This is a genomic window from Vibrio sp. Isolate30, assembly GCF_022397975.1.
In the GTDB taxonomy this organism is placed as follows: Bacteria; Pseudomonadota; Gammaproteobacteria; order Enterobacterales; family Vibrionaceae; genus Vibrio; species Vibrio fortis.
Genome location: NZ_JAKEUS010000002.1, coordinates 369,674 through 395,731, shown reverse-complemented (window position 1 = coordinate 395,731; position 26,058 = coordinate 369,674). Strand labels below are relative to the sequence as shown.

The window sequence follows — 26,058 nt, the reverse complement described above, 5'->3', positions numbered from 1 at the left end:
AAGCGCCCAGATGATAAAGTTAATGATAACCAATATCAATTGATAATATTATCTGACATCGATTCTGTGCTTATCAAGACTTAGGTAGCTTTAACTGATAGATCTTCTCAGCTTTCGTCCCCAATAACCAAAAGCTCACCGCTAGAGTCGCGAAGAACAAGGCCTTGTGCATACCTTCCCATAGGTACTCGAAAAAGCGACTATAAAGATTGAGGAAGATGAACACCAAAGCAACGCCCTTGGTCATGTCGTCATGATATTTGAGGCCAAAGTAAAGTGCCATCAGCGAAACCACCAGCAACAAAACTGACCAATACAGCACCGAGATCTGCTCTATATCTAACCAAACACTAAAATCGGCATGATTTCCAAAAATGGACAGTAGCCAAAGCGAAAAGAAGAAATAGAGCAAACCGACAAACTTAGTCACGCTTTCGAATTCCATCGCAGCGCGAATTTTTGGCAAGACGTAGAGACTCGCCACCAGCAACAAGCCTCCAAATAACGCAAAACGCAATGGATAGTTCATGCCGAAGTAGTAACCGTCGCTCTGAATCTGATAGGAATGAAAACCAAACCAAGCCCCCAGCGTTATCAAGGCAAATATCCAGACTGTTTGCGAAGGCAACCAAAGTCCTATCAAGCCATAGATCACAGCGGCAAGTAAAATGAGTGGCGCAAGGTTCTCTGTTTCTATCACCTTACCCAGGAAAAAGATCGACAACGCGGTGCTGATCATCCCGAGGACAAACAGAGCTTCATTGGCTAAGACTTTGCTTGGATACAGTTTCTTTCTACGGATACCGAAAATATAAAAGCCCACAGCTCCCGCTAAAAAGAACAGGCTCTTTGCAAGTTCCGGTGCGGTGAAAATGCTCTTGAACAGTTCTATCAACCACTCATCAAACACAAAGGACAAGGTCGCCAAAACTACGCATGTCACAGCGATAGTAAATGAATAACGAGCAATCTGGGTCCAATCGAAAGCCGACACCTCAAAGGTACGAGTAAGCTTGTCATGCTCTTCCTGTGTTAAAACGCCTTGGGATTGCCACTCATCGAGCGCGTTACCAATAATTCTGCGTTCCTTCTTAGACACTTTCATGCCTACCTCTCTCTAATCCAATATTCGCGAGTCAGAATTCTAATATCTCACTCTATTATGGTTTAAGAGTAACATGGAGTCTCTGTCTGGGTAGATTGCACACAAATAAAATCTTGGTTTTTAAGATCTTTAATGATTATGAAATCTCACGAACAGAGGAAGTAAGCGCTAAGAAATCGAAAGATTGGAAATGATCAAAACAGAAGAGAATGAACTGAGAGGTTATGTTTTAGGCTTAAGTATAAGGCATAATTACTGACGATTAAGTCAGACAAATAAACAACCCTACTCATGAGAGAAAAGGAAGAAAAATCCTCATGAGTAGGGTTTATTTGTATTACTTCTCTAGCTTAGTGAAGTAATCAAATAGTACAGGTACGTCGTTTTGACCTAGGCCTGCATCAACTGCAGCTTGTAGGCTCTTAGAAGTACCTTCAGCAATTAGAGACTCAGTACCTAGGTCAGAAACCATCTCTAGGAAGTAACCAAGGTCTTTGTTCGCGTTTGCTACTGAGAAACCTAGCTTCTCTTCGCCGTCTACTGCGTAGAACTTACAGAACTGCATGAACGGAGAGTTAGATGGACCTGCAGACATGATGTCGAACAGTTGTTGGCCATCAACACCAGCCAGTTTTGCAACTGCGAATGCTTGAGACATTGTCGCTACAGTCGTCATGCCCATGAAGTTGTTTACAAGCTTAGTCACGTGACCTGAACCTAGAGCACCTAGGTGGAATACGTTTTCGCCTTGATCATCAAGAACAGGTTTAACCTTGTTGAATGTTTCGATGTCGCCAGCAGCCATGATATTTAGCAGGCCATCTTTAGCGTGTGCTGGTGTACGACCTAGTGGTGCGTCAATCATACCTGCGCCTTTCGCTGCAAGGTCTTCACCAATCTTGCGAGTTGAAGCTGGGATAGAAGTACCGAAGTCAATCAGTGTTGCACCTTCTTTGATGCCCGCTAGGATACCTTCATCACCGTAAACTACTTTTTCTACAACAGCAGACGTTGTAAGACATAGCATTACGATGTCGCTGTTTTCCGCAAGTTCTTTGCCAGAAGTTGCTTCTTTTGCACCACGAGCTACACAAGCCGCAACTGCTTCTTTGTTAAGATCCATAACGTTTAGCTCATAACCACGTTTTTGTAGGTTCTCAACCATGTTGCCGCCCATAAGACCAAGGCCAATGAAACCAATGACAGGTTTTGTCATAACTAACTCCTAAACTCAAGTAATGTGTTATTGTATGATTATATTATATTGGTGCAAAACCTATTGTGCAATGACCTTAAGTAAGAATCTGTGATCAGCTAGACGTATTAGGCTTATCATGGGGTATAAATCAGACAATATGTCAGTTAATAGTCAGACTAATTGCGACTTTTGGCAATAAAGTCTAATTACGCATTGGTTTGATCTCTTTCTCTTCTCCTTTCTGTTAGTTTTAATTCTCAAACCAAACACAACAGACAATAACAATGAAAAAGATATCTTTATTACTCGCTTCTATCGCTCTTGCTGCCAGCGGATCAGTCGTCGCTGACCAATTGGAAGACATCCAAGAGTCAGGCATGCTACGAGTCGGCACAACGGGTGACTACAAACCTTTCTCTTATTTCGATGGCAAAGGCTACTCAGGCTACGATATTGATGTTGCCAAACACATAGCCGACCAACTGGGTGTTGAACTTAAGCTTGTGCGTACTAGCTGGAAAGACCTATTAACGGATCTTGAAGCAGATAAGTACGACATTGCAATGGGGGGAATCACTCGTAAGATGCAACGCCAACTTGCTGCAGAGCAAACTCAAGGCTACATGACTTTTGGTAAATGCTTCCTTGTAGCCAAAGGCAAAGTCGACCAATTCAACACCATAGATAAAGTGAACCAGCCTTCTGTAAAAGTGGGCGTTAATATCGGTGGTACTAACGAAGCATTTGCTGACAAGCATCTACAACAAGCGAGCTTTACTCGATACGAAAACAACCTGGATGTGCCCAAAGCGGTTGCAACGGGTAAGGTTGATGTCATGGTGACAGAAACACCAGAAGGCCTGTTCTATCAAGTTACCGATGAACGTTTAGAAGCGGCACGTTGTGAGACGCCATTTACCAATAGTCAGTTTGGTTACTTGATCCCAAAAGGTGAACAACGCCTATTGAACACCGTTAACTTCATTATGGACGAGATGAAGCTAAAGGGTGTTGAAGATGAGCTACTACAAAAGAACTCTTTAAAGTAGCCTCTCCTTATTATCTAAAAAAATTAAACGCCGACTCGGTTGAGTCGGCGTTTTTCGATAAAACTTAGCGGCTAGCCATGAACAATCACATTTTGTTGAACTAGCGCATCTAAGATATCATCAGGCATGGTACTAACAAGAGTCAGTTGCGGAGCAAGGTCTTCAACTAAGATAGTTTGTTGAGTGGTACCCATACCATCAGGGTTTATCGTTAGCTCAATATTGCTACCGTCTACGACTTTAGCGTCTATCTGTTGTAACAACACCCCCATATCTAGCGTCGCATTTTGCAGCTCAGGCAATACTTCTCTCAAGTCAATGGTATCGCCTTCAGACAAGTCAAAATCGGTAATCGTATCTTCAACACCATCTTGGATATTAAGCCAGACAAAAGAGTCCATGCCGTCGCCACCTGTCAGGATGTCGAAGCCATCACCACCGATTAAAGTATCATTACCATCCCCGCCAATCAGCTCATCGTTACCACTACCACCTTCAAGACGGTCATCCCCACTACCGGCTTCAAGAACCGCATTGCCACCATCCCCAATCAACTGCACGTCATCTGTTGTCGCACTAAGGTCGATGTCAGTAGCATCCGCAACAATAGTGAGATTGAGATCGATCTCAGTAGACGTGGCTCCCGGAGTGATAACAGCGTTACCATCATCCAACTCCGATGACACGGCTTCAAGCTTGATAGTATGCGGTGCAACAGCTTGCGGGAGGTCAACGATCTGCAGGCTATCAATCGCATCGGCGGATGCAACCCATACTCCTCCATTAAGAGAAACAGTACCCGCGCTACTAATTACAGAAGCACCTGCTGGCACATCTTTGATATTCAACGTCAGTACTTCATTAATGTCAGCCAACGCCGCCACAATACCTACCAATGGAATGCCGCTCGCACTGGCAGTTTGGCTTGCCGTAATATTGCGAACGTAATTCAATGCAGGATCAATCGACAGGCTTGGCGTATTGGCCACTGGCGTTACCTGAATCGTGAACTCTTGCGGTGGTGTCTCAATAATGATGCCTGATGGGTTACCACTGTCTTCCGCCACGACTTGCAGTTTAATGCTGTTCGATGGAATGTACTGAGTATCAACAAACACACCTACAGGATTGGTTGGCGTGTTAAGAATCGCATTAATGTCCGCAGGTGTCCCTTCTAACATGATTGAGTTTGTACCCTGCCCGCTCACAGTCACGGTAGTCGTGCCCGGCAATGTTGCTGATAGCGTACCAAAGTCGACACTCAAGGTGACTGTCATGAAATCCCCCGCATGAACACCAACGTAATCAGGGTCCGCTACGGTGATACCACTGATCAACTGGTCAACATCTTCGTCGATCGCCAACGTGACATTGTCTCCATTAATAATTGGCGAATCATTAACACCTGTCACTGTTAAGCTCAAATCTCCAGTATCTGTTAAGAAGTCATCAGTTCCATTGGTTTTCCCATCATCTTGAATGGTGTATGTGAAGCTAATATCGCCACTAATCGCATCGTATTCATCATTCGCATCAAACACCCAATATGGGCCAGTAATCGATGGGTCATCAACACCACCACTGTTTTCAAAGTACTGCAACTGGCCTTGACCTGATGTGAGGCTAACATTTGTTACTGTTAAGTTGTCCCCCTCAGGGTCACTCGATGCTGCAATCAAATCTGATGCTTTGATAACGATTTGATCATCTTCTGCAATCGTTCCTAAATCGATATTAGGAACAACAGGCATGTCGTTGACTTCTGTAACTTTAATCTCAAACGTGGTCTGGTTAGTTAACGGGCCCGAGGAACCATTATTACCACCATCATCTACAGTGGCAGTAACTGTCGCTACACCGCCCTGATTCAGGTAATTCTCGTCGGCGCCCAACTCAAATCTGACGCTACCACTGTCTAGTGCATTATTAATATTGGCTAAGGTGCCAGAAAGAACGATTGAGGTGCCCGTTGTTGGTGTTGAGGTTACTCCCGTAGAAGAGGTATAGCTCAACGTGCCTTGATCAACCGAAAGCGTGAGTGTGTATATCGCATTTGGGTCATCATAGACGGCATCAGGATCTTCGATTTTGAAGCCCGACATATCACTCAAGGCAACAGAGGTATCTTCTGGTGTCTCTAAGTTCTCAATATTGACGAAGATTGGTTGGTCATTGATTGGATCAATAACCAAATCCACGTTGAAAATGGTTTCTGTACCTAAGTACTCGGTGTTATCGGCATCCGTATCCACTGAGCGAACAGAGATAGTCAAGGGCGCATCAATACCCAGTGCGTTAGCCGCTTCTGAATTGTGCTCACCAGAATTGAATACAATCTTGTCGAGTTCTGTTGCATCTACATCTAGCGTCCAAGTGTCACTACCCGCATCGTAGGTGCCTAACGTTGTTCCATCTGGATACAAGATTGAAGCATCTGAAGGAACATTGCTAACCACCACTCGGATAGTCTCTGGGTCATTCTCAGTCATAAGTCCAGGTGCAGACGCCTCATTATCAAGAATGCTCGCATTAATTTCGATATCAATGTTTTGACCTTCCAACCCAGACACAGAATCAGTCGGATCCGTATCAATATCGTCCCCTACCGGTAAGACATGTACTTGGAACTTCGGTAACGTACCAGCGTTGGTTGGTACACCAAGCAGGGACTCTTGCGTAAAGACCTCAACACCAAATTCAAAAGTACCGCTGAAGTCTTTCGGAGGTAGTACCGATACTTCACTCAAATCAAATGAATTCGACACGCTAGATGGCAGTTGAACACTCCACACGCCTCCGCCATTATTCTTAACGGTAAAATCAGAGCCGCTATCTACTCTAAATTGGAAACCATCAGGCACATCGGTGAATTTGATAGAGACAAACTCTTCCGAGCCATCGAGATCAGCCAAGGCAATTGATACAGGACTTGAACCTGCAAGTGAAATCTCCTGATCCTCATTACCTGTGATTTCGATGATATCAGGGTCACTTCCTGGCCCTGTAATTTGAACATCATCCACGACAGGAACAACATCAAAACTCACCACCGTTGAGAAAGACTCGCTTGTTGCATCTTCTGTTGTGCTAGAACCACCTTCATTAAAAGTCGCAGTATCTAAAATGTTCCCGCTCACAGTAACGCTAACCGTACTGACATCAACACCATTGACGTCATCATAAGTCGGGAAGTTTTCTTTCGGTCTAAACAGTACGCCTGACAAAGCGCCATTTTCAATTTCACTTTCAGTGAAAGAGATGGTTGTACCGAGTGGTGCCCCGGTGCTGCTGTAGAACTGCCCATTGGTTGTATCAGTTAACGTTAATGTGATATCAGTGAAACGCTCATCACCGCCTTCAACGCCATTAACTTGGTCTGCAACCGAACCGGAGAAATCAAGCACGATATAAGTATCTTCATAACCCACAGCTTCAGCACCCGGTTGACCGTCAATATCAACTGGGTTCAGCGAATCATCTAAAGAGCCCGTGATATCTACAGAAATACTTGGCGCTACATCGGTTACCGCAGACACTTTAATGACGGCGCTGGTATCGAGTACCTTCTCATCACCCGATATTAGATCTTTGGTGATCACCGTAAATGGCAACTCAAAGTCACCTGAATAGTCGGCAGGTAAATTCAGTACCAAGTCGGAGAAATCTGGCGTTACACCTTGTACCAAAGTGGATTGGTACACATATTCTCCGTTAACAAAGTCGATCTCACCACTACCACCGATGCTAATATTAATGGTTGTTTCGTCAGGGTCTCCTGGGTTAACAACCACGGTATCATCAATCACTATGGTGATTTGATCATTAAACGCATCTCCACCGCTGAAGCTAATAATGCTCTCAAGGGCATCACCAAGCATCACTTGAACGTCTTCAACCGCGTCAATTGTTTGATTTGGTGTCGCCGAAATATCTGCAGCAATTTCTCCACCGCCTGCAATGTCTTCTGGGAAGGTTAGCGTCACTTCACCTTGTCTTTGAACAATTTGGGAGTTCTGATCACCGGCCTCATCTCCTAAGTCCTCGACTTGCGTGAATACGGTCATTTTGATGCTGCTGGTGTTGGTATTTATACCATCATCATATGGGGCAGTGAGATCTAGACCTTCAGGAGCGCTAATCGTAAACGCATCTTCATCTGTCACCACCCAGCGACCATTACCCTCATATACAGCACCAGTAACAAGTAGCTGACTTAACACTTCTTCAGGTAATGCTCCATCTGACGTTGTGTTCAGCTGAATGACAACCTCGTTAACCACTTCATTAATAGCGAACTCAGGCGAGACATCATCTTCTTTATATCGGATAACGTACTCGCCATCCAAGATCTCAACACCACCGCCATCTACGGCTTGGTTATCACTATTGGTCGTGAATTTAATTACCCCAGCGTTATCAGAAGTAATTGATGTTAATTCACCAGTGCCGTCTTCATTGGAGAAAACAATAAAGTTCTCGTCAACATTATCTCCATCAGGATCTTCAGGTTCCACGACAGGAACAACTTGCACTGTAATGGTGCCCTCAATTGCTGGGTTAGCAACTACTCGGCCGCCCTCACCAATAATAGCATCATCGGTGTACTCGAAATCTCTCTCCTCCATCTCGACGACGGTTGTCAGCGTAAAGTCTTCACTCGAGTTTTCTGGTGGTGTCATTTGGATGAAGTCATTGGCCAAGGCGATCTGAGTAAACAGCTCTGGTGTTTGAGAGGCATCTTTCGGTGTAATCACTAAAGTACCTGGAACGCTATCATCAACCGTAACATCCCCATTAACGACCGCGGTGACTCCTGCAGGGATTCCATTAATGGTTATAGACGTGAAATGCTCATCATCATCAATGTAGTCAGCACCTTGAGGATGCCAATCGATATTGATAGCCGTATCTTCGTCACCGGTTGTGGTGTTGCTATAAATCGCAGAGGTATCGATTCTAGGTTCAACCAACACTCGAACTTCTTGATCGAACGTTAAGGTGTGTCCGTCGTTTTCAGTAACAACAACCTGTCCTTTGATATGAATGTTCTCTGTGGATGAATCAACGGGGCGGATTCGAATACCTGAGGTGATACCCTCCTCCGTTATATTCGCTTCGTAGATTGGCTTATTAAGATCTGGGTTCCCATTAATGTCATCTTCATAACCCACGAAGTTAAGATCGATAACCGTGCCATCACCATCTTCGATAACAACGCCCTCTGGGATACCTGACAAGATAACGGTGATCGCTTCTGAGCCATCGCCTGCAAGAGGGGAATCAGTTGGATCATCAGGTCTTCGCTCACCAGACAACACAGTAAAATCGAGAACAGCGAAACTGTCTCCGTTCTGGCTCTCTTGGATTGTGGTTTGCACGCCACTTGCTGTGCCATCTGTAATTGCCGTCCAATCTGTACCATTTGTTCCTCCAAACGGCACGTCAGCAACACCAATCACTTCAATATTGACCGTTTTTGGACCAAAGGTAATTTCATCAACCACGGTGCCAGTTGATAGAGAAGCCTCATCTTTAACTACGCCTAAGACACTAAAGCTGAAATCCTCGTTGCTGTGCTCTTTAGGAATCACTTCAACATTAGCAAGTTCAGAGTAAAGAATTTCTTGATAGTCGACACCGTTAACATTCACGGTAGGCACCACCGTGTTTGTACCTAACCAATAAAGCACAGCACCTTCAGTAATATTGTTGATTCGCACATACAATGTTTCTGATGTATCTGCATCTTCCGACGCTGTCATGGTGATGACTTCATCAAGTGTTAATGCAACTCGATTACTTGGATCGCCAACAACATCAGGGTCAAGAATATTATCCTCATTAATCGTTTTACGATTGACACTTAGAGTACCCAAATCTGCGTCTGGCAGTACGTCAATCACAATGGTTCGCTCGTCAGAAGTCGCAAACTGTTTGCTATTCGCACCGCTATTGTCACTATCTAGGAATGGATTGGTCGTTTCTTCCGTTAAAGCCACGACTTTAAAACTAATGGTGCCGGAAAAGTTATCAATTGGATCAACGACAGTGCTATTAATGTCTGCTGCATCAATAATATATGGGCCACCAACAGGCCCTATCGGATTACCGGAGCTATCCAATAGAGTAAATTGACCTGCACCTTCTTCAACCGTGAGCTGATATGTGAGTGTCTCTGGGCGTGAAGTGTCTTGAGAGTTAGCTTCAAGGTTAAGAGTGATGGTATTTCCATCCTCAGTTACCGGTATTTCTGTGCCCATACCATCAGTATCTGGGAGGTAGGTGTACGTGCTATTTACATCATCCCACTCAGCTTCGTCGGCTACCGCCTCGATTTCAATTCTAAAGTTAGAGGTAACGGTATGATCAAATGAACCATTCTTGTCGATCTCCAACTCATAATTGATTCTGACGCCATTTTCGCCAGTACTAAAGTCTCGGTCTGGGACGAAGTAAAGGTTGTCGATGGTAGCAATAATATCTTTTGGATCTGTGGGATCATCAGGGTCTGGCATGAAGCTCTGAACAATATCTGCACCATCCAGAATAAAATTACCATCCACATCGGTCGCCAATTTCACATATTCTGAACCATCAAAGTAATAGAAAGTGCCTCTATGATTGGTATTGTCGAAGACCTTCAGTTGACCAATTTCTTCACTGTTGTCTTGGTCATAGAAATTGACTTGTAATTCAACTTTAGCGGGCGTATCAGACAGGCCATCTTGATTGTCAAAGGTGTTTTCTAGGTCTGTTGGTTCGCTACCTGCAGCGTAATCAATTGAAGGGTCACGACCTATATCCTCAGTAGTGGTCACTTTCAATGAAACAGCCGTTGAGTCACGATCGACAATAGTGATGTTCAAAGGTGTTTCAGAGGTATCTAAGTCCCCATCGGTCGCGATCACATTAATCGAGAAGTTGATTTCATCGCCATTGTGCTCTAGATAACTATTTGCTCTGAACTCAACTTCGCCGTTAGAGTTGATACGCAAACGACCTAACTCTCTCTCATCGACAACATTGCCTCCAGCGTCGTACTCCTGTTCATAAACACGCACCTGCTGGCGACCTGAGTTCAGATCATAAGTATCAGTTTCTGTGTCATTCGGCCTTCTTCGAAATACGATGCCGGTATCACCATCAGAAGTTCCCTCTATTTGCGTAAGCACGGCGCCATCAGCACCGGTATCTGTTGCAGTAGCGAACATGTTCACTTTAGAGCCGTTGTAATTCTGCCCTTCAAGACGAGTAATCGATTGAGTCGTGACAAGAGGCACATCATCCGTCACGGATAGGTTAAGCGCGATAGCGTTAGACTGATCGCCATCGAAATCTTCGGCGACCACAGAGAAGTTAAGTGGAATACTGTTTTCTGTATCCGCATCTGGGTGTTTGAGCGGCTTAAACAGTTCAAACTGATAACTGTTGTCACTAGTATCAAACACAATCTCAAACACAGCTTCGTTGCTTGTATCTGTTTGCGCTGTATAGGTAAAGGTTGTGCCACTTTCGACAACTGGTAGCCACTCTAAGCTTTCGCCCTCCGACGTCAGCCCTGTTAATACTGCATCTGGGTTCACCAATTCATACAGGACCACACCATCAGCGCCTTCATCGATGGTAAACAAACCATTAATAACGGTATCTTCGGATTGATCTGAACCAATTCCCGCCAAGTCGTCTTCATCAACTACAGTTTCTCCAGTTGGATCCGTCATGGTTGGGGCATCATCCAATACGACGATTGGTAATTCGTATTGATTCGAATCATCACCATCGCCATCAACCGCTACCACGTCGAAAGGTATGGTCAGCGTATCGAGGTTTGTTGGGTTCGTGGCATGATTTAGTGGGCCCAATAAGGTAAAGGTATAATCGCCGTCATTGGTCAATTCCAGAGTAAAGATTGGCGTATCAGTAGTGTCGGTCACACCTTGGTAAGTCGTTGTATTAGCAGATCCGGATATCTTGTTAATTTCGATACCTTCACTTCCAGACGAAAGCATCGCTTCCAAAGCCGCTATGTTGCGAAGTTCGTAAGCATCTACTTGGTCTGCCCCTTCAGTTGTCACGAACGAGCCTGTCGCCTGGGTTGGGTTACCAATGTCCTCCTCATCAACAATGAAGCTACTGCCAACACCTGTATCTGTAATTTCAGGTACGTCATCAGTGATCGTCACGCTGAGTGGTGTCATCGTTGAATCTGTTTCATCGGTATCAACAGCGTAAACTGGCAGTGTAAACACTTGATCGTTATTACCCTGCACGTCGGCATGATCGATCTCTTGCAGTAGTGTAAAGGTGTACTCTCCTAACACTGACTGTGAGAAGCTAATTTTAAAGATTTCGACTTCTGGCCCAAGAAGAGGGTCTTCTGTAGTAAAACCTATATAACCACTAGAAACGGAAGGATCTTCTTTTAACTGAATAGCAAGCCCATTGGATTTAAGCGCTCCTCCAACATTGAACTCAGTGGTCTCAATACGGAAATAGCTTACATCATCACTCCCTGCTGTAAACGAGATCTGCTTGGTGTCACTCACTGGTAAACTTGGAGAAGAACCATCGGCTAAGTTCACTTCGCTCAAGCTTACTGGCGGAACAATATCAATCGTCGGTGGAGCACCATCACTAATTATTAACCTTACGGTTGCGTCTTCTGGGTCGAGATCTTGGTCTCGAGAGTTCACAACGATGTCCTTGATGATGTCGCCATTTTCATGGTCTAGATTTCTGTTTGGCTCGAAGCGAATGTCGCCATTCAACTTGATATACAGTGTCCCTTCAGGGTAAACAAAAGCTTGCTCACCAGTATCGTTTTGATTCAGTAACTGTTCCGCTCCGCCATCATAAGTAAACCCAATGACTGTTGAACCATCCGCACTTGGTCCCGTTATGGTTTCAAACACATCGCTAGTCACAGTACCTGTAGTAGGCTCTGTGACTGTTAGATCCCCTGACTGCATTACCTGAACATCATCACCAATGATAACTTCAAGTGGTTTAGGGTCCGAAATGTCACCGTCTGTGTCTTGAGCGCGAACCGATAAGTCAAAGCGGATCTCGTTGTTTCCATCGCCATCCGGATGATCCAAATGCTCCAAAAGCGTGAAGGTATATTTGCTCGGGATTAAATCATCAAACGTTAAGGTGAAAATAGGGACTTCGACGCCCGGTGATACCGTGGTAAACGCCAAATAGTCGCCCGAATTTACTGGGTCTTCTCGTAGATCAACCACCAACCCATTTGACCGGATTGTCCCACCAACATTAAACAACGACGTGTTGACGATAATTTTCGCAATGTCGTCACTGCTAGCAAACGTTGTAATGGTATTGGTTTCACTAATCAGGTTGGAGTCTGGAGAAGAGCCATCGGATAGGTTACTTTCGGATAAATTCACACCTGGAACTACGTTCAGTTCAGGGTCTTCACCATCGATGATGGTCAATCGAACACTCGACATGAAGATATCATTATCAAAGTCTGAGGAAGTGAACACGACATCTTTGACGATGTTCCCGCTTGAGTGATCGAGATTTCGATTTGGCTCAAATCTCACATCACCATCTAACGTTACAAACAGTGAACCTTCCGTGAAGGTAAACTCTTGTTCACCGGTAATAGTTTGATCGAGCGAGATCGCTAACCCACCATCGTAGGTAAACTCAGTAATGGTCGCACCATCGGCACTCGGCAATGGCATCACATCAACGGTCGCCGTCGTCGGTGTACCTGAAGTTGGTTCAGTAATCGTTAGGATGCCATCCTGCATTTGCTGAATGTCATCTTCAATCGTTACCACAATATCACGTCGTGTTGACTCTGAATCATCCGTATCAACCGCATAGATAGGTAAACGGAAATTCAGGTCGTTGTAATTAAGGCCATTAAGATGATCGACCGCTTCCAATAAGGTAATGGTAAATTGACCCTTGTTGACGCTATCGAAGTTGATAGTAAAGACGTCCGTTTCAGCACCTAAAGCATCCGTGGTGAAACCGACATAGTTACCTGAATCCGCGGGTTCTTCTTTTAATTCAACAACTAAACCATTCGATTTCAGCAAGCCTCCAAAATTGAAGTCATTCGTATCTATGCGGAAATGACTAAAATTGTCACTCCCTTCGGTATAAGTAATGGTGTGAGTCGAGCTTACTGGACCCGATGTTGGCATCGAACCATCGGCTAGATTAACTTCAGACAAGAACACATCTGGAACGATATTGATGACGGGATCTACGCCGTCCGTGATCGTTAAGGTCACTGTTGCTGTTTCAACATCTTTGTCGAAATCGCTGGTGGTTACAACGATACTACGAACAATATCACCACCAGAATGATCGAGGTTTCTATCTGGTTCAAAGCGTACAGAGCCATCTAACTTAACGAATAGTTTCCCGTCAGCTACCGCAAACTCTTGCTCAGTGAAGTTCGTTTGATCCAGAGTAAACGGTCCGTCAGTTCCATACATAAATTGAGTAACCGTCGCGCCATCTGCACTGTCTGTTGGCATAACGTCAACAATGCCTGTACTTGGCGGACCGCCAGCGCCAGAGGTCGTAACAGGCTCAACAATGCTTAAAGTTCTGTCTTGCGTTTGCTGTAGATCATCGGTAATGGTGACGTTCAACGATGACGAAGCGGAATCTGTATTGTCAGCATCAACCGCTATCACAGGAATATCGAAATCTAACGTATTGGCAAGGCTAGCATCGGCATGATCCAAAGCTTCTAACAAAGTAAATGTATATTGACCAAGATTCGTGTCTGAAAACTCCAACGTGAAGACATTCGTCTCAACATTTGATGCATCGGTGATAAAGCCGACATAGTTTCCTGAATCAGCAGGCTGCTCTTTCATTTCAACTGCCAGACCGTTTGACTTCAACGTTCCTGAAGTATTGAAGTTCGCGGTATCCACTCTAAAGTGGGTCACATCGTCACTACCTTCCGTAAAGGTAATAACTTTTGTTTCACTGACCGCGGTGCCCGTAGAGGCAGAGCCACCGTCTAGATTTGCTTCATTCAATGCAACATCAGGAATGATATCAATCACCGGTTCCTCGCCATCTTCAATTGTCAACGATACTGAAGTGCTGACAATGTCACCATCGCCATCAATAGAATTCACCGAAATGGTTTTAACGACATCGCCACCAGAATGGTCGAGATCGGACACAGGTTCAAATCGCATGCTACCGTCAATTGTGACGTATAGCGTACCTTCGTCATAAGTGAATGATTGTTCGCCGACGATATTTTGGTTTAGTGTTTGTAAAGCCTCGCCATCGTAGCTAAAACTCGTAAGCGTTCCACCATCTGCACTGCTATCAGGCATTAGATCAATGGTATTAGATGTTTCAATGCCGGTTGAAGGCTCTTTGGCCATCATAGAGCCAGCAACTAATGATTGGATATCATCGGTAATCGTCACTGACAGCGGCGACATTAACGAGTCATCGCCATCGGTATCAACGGCATAGACTGGTAGATTAAACGTTAGATCGTTATTGCCTTGAATAGGTCGATGATCGATGGCTTCTAAAAGAGTGAATGTGTATTCACCTAAAGTAGAGCTGCTGAAGTTAACTGTGAATACTGTAGTCTCAACATTTGAAATATCAGTGGTAAAACCAATATAGTTGCCCGACCCTGATGGCTCCTCGCGGAGCTCAATGATCAAACCATCTGATTTGAGTGAGTTATCGGTATTAAACTCCGTCGGCTCTAATCGGAATTTCTCAACATCATCGCTTTGATTGGTAAACGAGATGGTCTCTGTTTGGCTTACTGCGCCAATGATTGGGGAAGAGCCATCGGCTAAATCTGCCTCGGCAAGTGTGATGCTTGGTACAGATTCAATGGTTGGAATATCACCATCTGTAATTGTTAGCGTTACCGTCGCCGTTTCTACATCGACGTCACCATCGCTTGAGGTGAACACTAAAGACTTAACGATATCGCCAGCTTCATGGTCTAAATCTCGGTTTGGCTCGAAGCGTACATTACCTTCGATGGTGACGTACAAATCACCTTCTGTGAACGTGAACTTTTGTTCACCCGTGATGGTCGAATCTAGGGTTTGAGCCGCACCGCCATCGTATGTGAATTGGGTGATCACCGCCCCATCAGCGCTTTGCGCTGGCATCACATCAATGGTGTTGGTGGTCACAGTACCAGTAGCCAAATCTGCGACGGTTGGCTCTGTGATATCAAGCGTGCCGTTCACCATGATTTGCGCGTCATCGCCAATGGTGACTGACAGTGGCGACATCAGCGAATCATCACCATCGCTGTCTACCGCATAGACAGGCAGTTCGAAAGTCAGCTCGTTGTTATCTAGACCGTCGGCATGGTCTAACGCTTCAAGTAGCGTAAAGGTGTATTGACCAAGAGTGGTTCCCGAGAAGCTCAGTGTGAAGACTGGCACTTCCGTACCGCCGTCATCGATAAAGCCAACGTAGTTACCAGAATCTACTGGATCTTCTTTTAGCTCTACCGCGATACTATTTGAGGTTAACGCACCACCAATATTGAATTGGGTTGGTTCAAGTCTAAATTTCTCAACATCATCACTTTGGTCGGTGAACGAGATGATTTCAGTCTGGCTGACCGCAACGCCACTAGGTGCAGAGCCATCGGCCAGATCAGATTCAGACAGCGACACGCTTGGCACTGATTCGATGGTTGGGATATCACCATCCGTAATCGTCAGTACTACCGTTGCGGTTTCGACATCCACATCACCATCGCTCGAAGTCACCACAATCGATTTCACAATTGGACCACTTTCATGGTCAAGGTCGCGATTCGGCTCGAAGCGTACATCGCCTTCAAGCGTGATAAACAGGGAGCCTTCGGTGAAGATGAACTCTTGCTCACCAGAGTCATCTTGATCGAGCACCAGAGGCGTACCACCATCGTAAGTAAACTGAGTGATGGTCGCGCCATCCGCACTCTGCTCTGGCATCACATCAATCGTGGTTGTGGTCACCACCCCAGCCGCCAGGTCGGCCACTGTTGGCTCTTCGATGGTCAATACGCCGTTACTCATGCCTTGCTCATCATCTTCGATGGTCACGGTAAGTGGTGACATCAAAGAGTCGTCCCCATCACTATCAACGGCAAACACAGGAACATCGAAAATGACCGTGTTTTTGTCCAAACCGTCTTCATGGTCGAGCGCTTCCAGAAGCGTAAAGGTGTACTGGCCTAAATTTGTATCAGAGAAACTGATGGTAAAGACGTTGGTTTCAACATCGGAAGCATCTTTAACAAAGCCAATGTAATCACCTGGATTGTTTGAATCTTCTTTAATCTGAACCGCTAAGTTATTCGCTGTTAAAGCACCTAACGTATTGAACAAGGTTGGCTCAATACGGAACGAGACCACATCATCACTTTCATCAGTAAACTGAATAACTTTCGTGTCACTGACCGCAGAGCTCGACGGATCAGATCCGCCTGTTAAATTCGATTCAGACAGTGAGATAGGCGGAATCACATCAATGGTCGGTACATCACCATCAGTAATCGTCAGTGTGACCGTAGAGGTCAGAACATCGTCGTCACCATCGCTAGAGGTCACAGCAATGCTCTTAACAATATCACCAGCCGAGTGGTCTAAATCTCGGTTTGGTTCGAAACGCACTTCACCTTGTGTGGTGATAAACAGCGAGCCCTCCGTGAAGATAAACTCTTGCTCAGAGCTATCCGTTTGGTCGAGCGTGTAAATCGTGCCGTCGTAAGTAAACTGAGTGACACTTGCCCCATCAGCGCTTGCGCTGGTTAGTACATCGAAGACCGATGTACTTGGCGTACCTGTAGCTAAATCGGCAACATTAGGCTCTTCAATACTCAGTGCACCACTCACCATCACTTGGACATCATCGGTTATGGTCACTGACAGCGGTGACATTAACGAGTCATCACCATCGGTATCAACGGCATAGACTGGTAGATTAAACGTTAGATCGTTATTGCCACGACCATCCTCGTGATCAATGTTCTCCAACAACGTGAACGTATATTCGCCAAGAGTCGCAGCACTAAAGCTTAGTGTGAAGATTTGCGTTTCCACATTGGTCGCACTGGTCGTGAAACCAATATAATTGCCCGAGCCTGCTGGGTCTTCTTTCAAATCTATTGGAAGTCCATCAGATTTCAAAGAGTCATCACTGTTGAAATCGCTCGGATCTAATCGGAACTTCTCTACATCATCACTTTGGCTAGTAAACGAAATGGTCTCCGTTTGGCTTACTGCTCCAATAATTGGGGAAGAGCCATCGGCTAAATCCGCTTCGGCAAGTGCGATACTTGGTACAGATTCAATGGTTGGAATATCACCATCTGTAATTGTTAGCGTTACCGTCGCCGTTTCTACATCGACGTCGCCATCGCTTGAGGTGAACACTAAAGACTTAACGATATCGCCAGCTTCGTGGTCTAAATCTCGGTTTGGCTCGAAGCGCACATTACCTTCGATGGTGATGTACAAATCACCTTCCGTAAACGTGAACTTCTGTTCACCTGTGATGGTTGAGTCTAGAGTTTGAGCCGCACTACCATCGTAAGTGAATTGGGTAATTACAGCCCCATCAGCGCTTTGAGCTGGCATCACGTCAATGGTGTTGGTGGTGACTGTACCATCCGCCCAATTTGGCTCTGTGATATCAAGCGTGCCGTTCGCCATGATTTGCACGTCATCGCCAATGATGACTGACAGTGGCGACATCAGCGAATCATCACCATCGCTGTCTACCGCATAGACAGGCAATTCGAAAGTCAGCTCGTTGTTATCTAGACCGTCGGCATGGTCTAACGCTTCAAGTAGTGTGAAGGTGTATTCGCCAAGGGTCGTTCCTGAGAAGTTCAGTGTGAAGACTGGCACTTCTGTACCGCCGTCATTAATGAAACCAACATAGTTACCAGAATCTGCTGGATCTTCTTTTAGCTCTACCGCGATGTTATTTGAGGTTAACACACCGCCAATATTGAACTCTGTCGGCTCAAGTCGGAACTTCTCAACATCATCACTTTGGTTGGTGAACGAGATCGTTTCTGTTTGGCTAACCGCAACACCACTTGGTGCAGAGCCATCGGCCAGATCAGATTCAGACAGCGACACGCTTGGTACTGATTCGATGGTTGGGATATCACCATCCGTAATCGTCAGCAGAACCGTCGCAGTTTCGACATCCACATCACTATCGCTAGAGGTCACCACTATTGATTTCACGATTGGACCACTTTCATGGTCGAGGTCGCGATTCGGTTCAAAGCGCACATCACCTTCAAGCGTGATAAATAGAGAACCTTCAGTGAAGATAAACTCTTGCTCACCTGAGTCATCTTGATCGAGCACCAGAGGCGTACCACCATCGTAAGTAAACTGAGTGATGGTCGCGCCATCGGCACTTTGCTCTGGCATTACATCAATCGTGGTTGTGGTCACCACCCCAGCCGCCAGATCGGCCACGGTCGGCTCTTCGATGTTCAAGACGCCATTGCTCATGCCTTGCTNACCACCATCGTAAGTAAACTGAGTGATGGTCGCGCCATCGGCACTTTGCTCTGGCATTACATCAATCGTGGTTGTGGTCACCACCCCAGCCGCCAGATCGGCCACGGTCGGCTCTTCGATGTTCAAGACGCCATTGCTCATGCCTTGCTCATCATCTTCKATGGTCACGGTAAGTGGCGACATTGCAGAGTCATCACCGTCACTATCAACGGCAAACACAGGAACATCGAAAATGACCGTGTTTTTGTCCAAACCATCTTCATGGTCGAGCGCTTCCAACAGCGTGAAGGTGTAYTGGCCTAAATTTGTATCAGAGAAACTGATGGTAAAGACGTTGGTTTCAACATCGGAAGCATCTTTAACAAAGCCAATGTAATCACCTGGATTGTTTGGATCTTCTTTAATCTGAACAGCTAAGTTATTCGCTGTTAAAGCACCTAACGTATTGAACAAAGTTGGCTCAATACGGAACGAGACCACATCATCACTTTCATCAGTAAACTGAATAACTTTCGTGTCACTGACCGCAGAGCTCGACGGATCAGATCCGCCTGTTAAATTCGATTCAGACAATGAAATAGGAGGAATCACAGCAATGATCGGCACATCGCCATCGGTAATGGTCAGCGTAACCGTAGATGTAAGAACATCATCGTCGCCATCGCTAGATGTGACAACAATGCTCTTAACAATATCNCCGCCTGTTAAATTCGATTCAGACAATGAAATAGGAGGAATCACAGCAATGATCGGCACATCGCCATCGGTAATGGTCAGCGTAACCGTAGATGTAAGAACATCATCGTCGCCATCGCTAGATGTGACAACAATGCTCTTAACAATATCGCCAGCCGAGTGGTCTAAATCTCGGTTTGGCTCGAAGCGTACTTCACCTTGCGTGGTGATAAACAGTGAGCCCTCTGTGAAGGTAAACTCTTGCTCAGAACTATCCGTTTGATCAAGCCTATAAGCCGTGCCGTCATAAGTGAACTGAGTGACGCTGGCACCATCGGCACTTGCGCTAGTTAACACATCGAAGACTGATGTGGTTGGAGTGCCCGATGCTAAGTCAGCGACAGTAGGCTCTTCGATACTCAGAGCCCCGCTCACCATCACTTGAACATCATCGGTGATGGTCACTGACAGCGGTGACATTAACGAGTCATCACCGTCAGTATCAACGGCGTAGACTGATAGATTAAACGTTAGATCGTTATTGCCTCGACCATCCTCGTGATCAATGTTCTCCAACAACGTGAACGTATATTCGCCAAGAGTCGCAGCACTAAAGCTTAGTGTGAAGATTTGCGTTTCAACATTAGTTGCACTTGTCGTGAAACCAACGTAATTGCCCGAGCCTGCTGGGTCTTCTTTCAAATCTATTGGAAGCCCATCTGATTTAAGTGAGTCATCGGTATTAAACTCCGTCGGCTCTAATCGGAACTTCTCTACATCATCGCTTTGATCGGTAAACGAAATGGTCTCTGTTTGGCTTACTGCGCCAATAATTGGGGAAGAACCATCGACTAAATCTGCTTCGGCAAGTGCGATGCTTGGTACAGATTCAATGGTTGGAATATCACCATCTGTAATCGTTAGCGTTACCGTCGCCGTTTCTACATCAACGTCGCCATCACTTGAAGTAAACACTAAAGACTTAACGATATCACCAGCTTCGTGGTCCAAGTCTCGGTTCGGCTCGAAGCGCACATTACCTTCGATGGTGACGTACACATCACCTTCTGTGAACGTGAATTTCTGTTCACCTGTGATGGTTAAGTCTAGAGTTTGAGGCGTACCACCATCGTATGTGAATTGGGTAATTACTGCCCCATCAGCGCTTTGAGCTGGCATCACATCAATGGTATTGGTGGTTACTGTACCAGCAGCCAAATCTGCGACGGTTGGCTCAGTGATATCGAGTGTGCCGTTCGCCATGATTTGCACGTCATCACCGATGGTGACTAACAGTGGCGACATGAGTGAATCATCGCCATCGCTGTCCACAGCATAGACTGGCAACTCGAAAGTTAGCTCGTTGTTATCTAGAGCATCAGCATGGTCTAACGCTTCAAGCAGTGTGAAGGTGTATTGACCAAGAGTGGTTCCAGAGAAATTCAGTGTGAATACTGGCACTTCCGTACCGCCGTCATTAATAAAACCAACGTAATTACCAGAATCTACTGGCTCTTCTTTCAGTTCTACCGCAATATTGTTCGACGTTAACGCACCGCCAATATTGAACTCTGTCGGCTCAAGTCGGAACTTCTCAACATCATCACTTTGGTTGGTGAACGAGATAGTTTCAGTTTGGCTCACAGCACCGCCACTTGGTGCAGAGCCATCGGCAAGCTCAGATTCAGACAGCGACACGCTTGGGATAGATTCAATGGTTGGGATATCACCATCTGTAATCGTCAGCAGAACCGTTGCAGTTTCGACATCCACGTCACCATCGCTCGAAGTCACCACAATCGATTTCACGATTGGACCCGACTCATGGTCAAGGTCGCGATTCGGTTCAAAGCGCACATCGCCTTCAAGCGTGATAAATAGAGAACCTTCAGTGAAGGTGAACTCTTGCTCACCGGTATCTGTTTGATCGAGCGTCAGTGGCGCACCACCATCGTAAGTAAACTCAGTGATGGTCGCGCCATCCGCACTCTGCTCTGGCATCACATCAATGGTGGTTGTGGTCACCACCCCAGCAGCCAGATCGGCCACTGTCGGCTCTTCGATGTTCAAGACGCCATTGCTCATGCCTTGCTCATCATCTTCGATGGTCACGGTAAGTGGCGACATTGCAGAATCATCGCCGTCACTATCAACGGCAAACACAGGAACATCGAAAATGACCGAGTTTTTGTCCAAACCATCTTCATGGTCTAACGATTCCAGAAGCGTAAAGGTGTACTGACCTAAATTTGTGTCAGAGAAACTGATGGTAAAGACGTTTGTTTCAACATCGGAAGCATCTTTAACAAAGCCGATGTAATCACCAGGGCTGGTCGGGTCTTCTTTGATCTGAACCGCTAAGTTATTCGCTGTTAAAGCACCTAACGTATTGAACAAAGTCGGCTCAATACGGAACGAGACCACATCATCGCTTTGGTTCGTGAATTGAATGACTTTGGTATCACTGGCTGGTGAGTTGCTTGGAGCTGAACCATCAGAAAGGTTGGATTCTGAAAGTGAAACAGGAGGTATGACATCAATAGTCGGTACATCGCCATCGGTAATGGTCAGCGTAACCGTAGAAGTCAGAAGATCGTCGTCACCATCGCTAGAAGTGACAACAATGCTCTTAATAATATCGCCTGCCGAATGGTCTAAATCCCGGTTTGGTTCGAAACGCACTTCACCTTGCGTGGTGATAAACAGCGAGCCCTCTGTGAATATAAACTCTTGCTCAGAGCTAACCGTTTGGTCAAGCGTATAAGCCGTGCCATCATAAATGAACTGAGTGACACTCGCACCATCAGCGCTTGGCGAAGTCAATACATCAACCGTACTTGTCGTAACTGTACCTGCGTTCAAGTCTGCTTGATTCGGTTCTGTCACGTTCAAGCCGGCATCTTGCATAACCTGCACATCATCATTGATATTCACAACCAGTTGACTAATTGCGGTTTTATCACCATCCGTATCGATAGCCAAAATAGGAATATCAAAAGATAACAGGTTGTTACCTTGTAAAGGTCTATGATCAAACGCTTCGAGTAGCACAAACGTAAAATCACCGATGTTTGTTTGATCAAAAGTCAGTGTGAATACAGGTGTTTCAGTGTTTGATATGTCAGTCGTGTAACCCACATAACTACCCGATCCTGCTGGCTCCTCTCGAATTTCAACGATCAAGCCATTCGATGTTAACGAATCATCTCGATTAAACTGCCCGACCACAACTTCGATTCGTGCAACGTCATCGCTCGCTTCAGTAAATGAAATAGTATTCTTTGAGTCGACAGAAACGCCACTAGGCGCCGAACCATCAATAAGGCCTGATTCGTCGAGAGTTACACTTGGCACATTATCAATGGTTGGATCATCACCATCTGTAATCGTTAAGATGACTGTTGCTGTGTCTATATCGACATCACCATCACTCGAGGTCAGGACCACCGTTTTAACGATATCACCATTGGTTTGGTCTAGATTGCGATTCGGCTCAAAACGCACATCGCCATCAAGTGTTACAAAAAGCGAGCCCTCTAAGAATTGGAACTCTTGCTCACTCGTATCATCAGGGTCCAACGTTCGAATGGCACCATCGAAAGTAAAGCGTGTTATCGCTGCATCATCCGCACCTTTTACTGGGAGAACATTGATTGTCTCGGTTGTCACCACTGACTGCGTCAATACCGCTAAAGTCGGCTCTCGAATACTTAACACACCATTTTGCATACTCTGCAAATCATCACCGATGGTGACGGCCAGCGCAGCGCCGAGTGAATCATCACCATCAGAATCGACTGCATAAACTGGAAGTTCGAAAGTGAGTTCGTTATTCGACTGACCATCTTCATGATCTAACGACTCAAGCAGTGTGAAGGTATATTCACCGAGCGTTGAACCAGAAAATTCAAGGGTAAAGACTGGCGTTTCAGTATTTGATGCGTCCGTTACAAAACCAATATAATTTCCAGAATCTGCTGGCTCCTCTTTCAAACTTACAACCAAGCCATTCGACGTTAACGCTCCGCTGGTATTAAATTCAGTACTCTCAAGTCTAAAGCGAGCAACATCATCACTACCCGGCGTAAAATCTATGGTTTGCGTTGAGCTAACATCTGAGCCCGTTGGAGATGAACCAGAAGCTAAGTCTGGCTCTAGCAAAGTAACACTTGGTATATCGTTAATGGTTGGGATTTGACCATCAGTGATAGAAATTTGTAGTAAAGAAGAGTCTGTATCACCATCGCCATCAACCGCGTTAAACGTAATGTCTTTGATGATGGTTTCATTCGCTGAATGATCTATATCGCGCGCGATCACAAATGTAATATCGCCGTTCAAAGCAATATTGAGCGTACCTTCATCAAACACGAAAGCTTGTTGAACCGCAGCATCTTGTTGAAGATCTAGATTATATGTTGTTCCATCGTAGACAAAAGATTGTACCGTCGCATCATCAGCACCGGTGAAGTTGAATACGTTGTAAGAAACCGTTGATTCACCCACTAGCGTTGGCTCATCAAGTGCGACACTGTTATCAATTAACTCGACAACATCGTCCACTACCGTCACTACTATGAGAGCAGCTTGAGCTTCCCCTGAACCACCAGCCAAAGAAGAACGATCGCCGTCTGTGTCAACGGCATAGATAGGTAACTCAAAACTCAATTCTGCATCTTGCGAGCCTTGATGAGTAAGCGAATCAATAAGTGTGAACTCATAGAAACCTAATACTGGACTATCGACAGCGACTTCAAAAACGACCGTTCGCACGCCATCTATAATGACGAAACCCTCGTAATTTCTCACGCCATTGACTTCACTAACTAACTCCAGCGCAACAGGCTCTCCGTTAGAAAGTAGACTGCCATCGGTATTAAATTCCAATGGTTCTAGTTCATGATGATCAATAATATCACTGGCGAAGGTATCTGAATCAACAGAGCCCGAGCCTGTGACAGTTCCTACACCCTCTTCTGAGCCGCCAACAAGGGCACTCTCTTGGACTGAAATTGGATCGACGGAATTGACCGTTGGTCGGTCACCATCCGAGATAGTAATATTTAAAGTGCTCACCACCGAGTCTTGGTCGAAGTCAGTGATTGTAACGGGCAACGAAAACTCGAGAGAGTCAGAGCCAATCTGTTCTATTGGTTTGAACTGTTGGAAGTGGTATTCGCCGTTTGTGTCCACTGACACCGTTAAAACAACCTCTCCTCGTCCTAAAATAGACAAGGTAATTTCAGTACCGTCATCTGAAAGTTGAGCGAGTGTATTTTGGTTATCACTCAAAATGCCATCGAATTGAGACAGCGAAGACGGATCAAATACCACAGACGCGAGACGATCACTCTCAATAGAAACCAAGCTACCCTCAATCAACGTCGTGTTAGTTTCTGGATTCGTAATTGTGACTGTCTCAGGGATTGGGTCTGCACCATCTAAAATAGCTAAACCAACAGAGATAGGTGCTGCGATAGCATTACCACCTATGTCAGCACCTTGCATGTCAAAAGTAAGAGTGACTTGGTTATCGATGTATGAAACTTGCCCATCGCTCACCGAAGGAACATGATCAATAGGGGCAGACAACGTGGAAGTAAGCGTCAAGTTTACATTCGAGCCTGAGCTGATGGTGTCGATATCAATGCTCAGCACTTCTGCACCATTTTGAGTACCAACAATGGCGTTTTCAGTAGCATCATAAGCAAACTGAACCGCAACGCCACCGGACGTAATGTCATTGTTAAGTTCGCTAAGCAGAGTCGATAAGGAAGCAGCAGTTGGTACAAAAGAGTTGGGGTCTAAATCGAGACTACCACTTTGAATGAGTTGACTGGTAGAGACAATTTGAGGATAGGTTCCTTGAGATAGTGAGCCTTCCGTTAAACTTTGAGAAAAACTTTGCCCGCCCGATGATGCAGTGACGTCAGTTCTAAATCCATCGTCATCTTCATCAACATCTTCTTGCGCTAACGCTGAGGTTTCAAAAAACGTTGCAGGTCGCGTTTCGGTATAATTGTAATCAATGGTCACAAAGCCTGCGTTGGCAGAGCCACTTGCTCCCCCAGCAGCAGTCGCTTCTAATATCTCAGTAGGATCTTCCCCTGCTAAAATTGCCTCTTGAATCGCTGCAATGTTATCGGCATCGAATGCTTCATTCCCCGTTTGAACAAAGTCTATTTCAACGTCGCCACCGACCGGCTGCTCTCGCCAAGCGAATGCATCATCAAGACAGCCGACACAGTTCTCATCAACATTCACCTCGCCATTTACTTGAACAAGCACCAACTTAGCGCCTTTCGAGGTGATGATAATCTCATTGTCAAGAATGGTGTCGCCCGCTTTCAATTTTCGGGCGCTACCATCTGGGCGCATGACAACCACATCACCACTTACTTGCTGAACTATTGCTGCGTTACGCAAAACTTCGACATCCATATGTCCCCCTAGATGCACGAATCGGTGTTCTCAAATCGTGCAAAAAATTTTAGTAAGCGC

Annotated in this window: 4 protein-coding genes; 1 reads left to right on the top strand and 3 read right to left on the bottom strand. The window is 45.5% G+C overall.

The annotated features are described in order from the left end of the window. Window positions 1-73 precede the first annotated feature (73 nt). On the bottom strand, window positions 74-1,105 hold the full coding sequence (locus L1D60_RS08890; protein WP_239840757.1) for a hypothetical protein: 1,032 nt from the start codon (window positions 1,103-1,105) through the stop codon (window positions 74-76). Window positions 1,106-1,442: 337 nt separating this feature from the next. Next, a complete protein-coding gene (locus tag L1D60_RS08885; RefSeq protein WP_239840756.1) occupies window positions 1,443-2,321 on the bottom strand; it encodes an NAD(P)-dependent oxidoreductase in 879 nt (292 codons plus the stop codon). Window positions 2,322-2,587: 266 nt separating this feature from the next. Between L1D60_RS08885 and L1D60_RS08880 the strand changes: the two genes are divergently transcribed. Then, entirely contained in the window at window positions 2,588-3,352 is a 765-nt protein-coding gene (locus L1D60_RS08880) for a transporter substrate-binding domain-containing protein (RefSeq protein ID WP_239840755.1), read from the top strand. A 71-nt stretch (window positions 3,353-3,423) separates the two neighbouring features. On the opposite strand, the gene L1D60_RS08875 is transcribed toward L1D60_RS08880, so the two are convergent. Beyond that, entirely contained in the window at window positions 3,424-25,998 is a 22,575-nt protein-coding gene (locus tag L1D60_RS08875; protein WP_239840754.1) for a retention module-containing protein, read from the bottom strand. Window positions 25,999-26,058 lie beyond the last annotated feature (60 nt).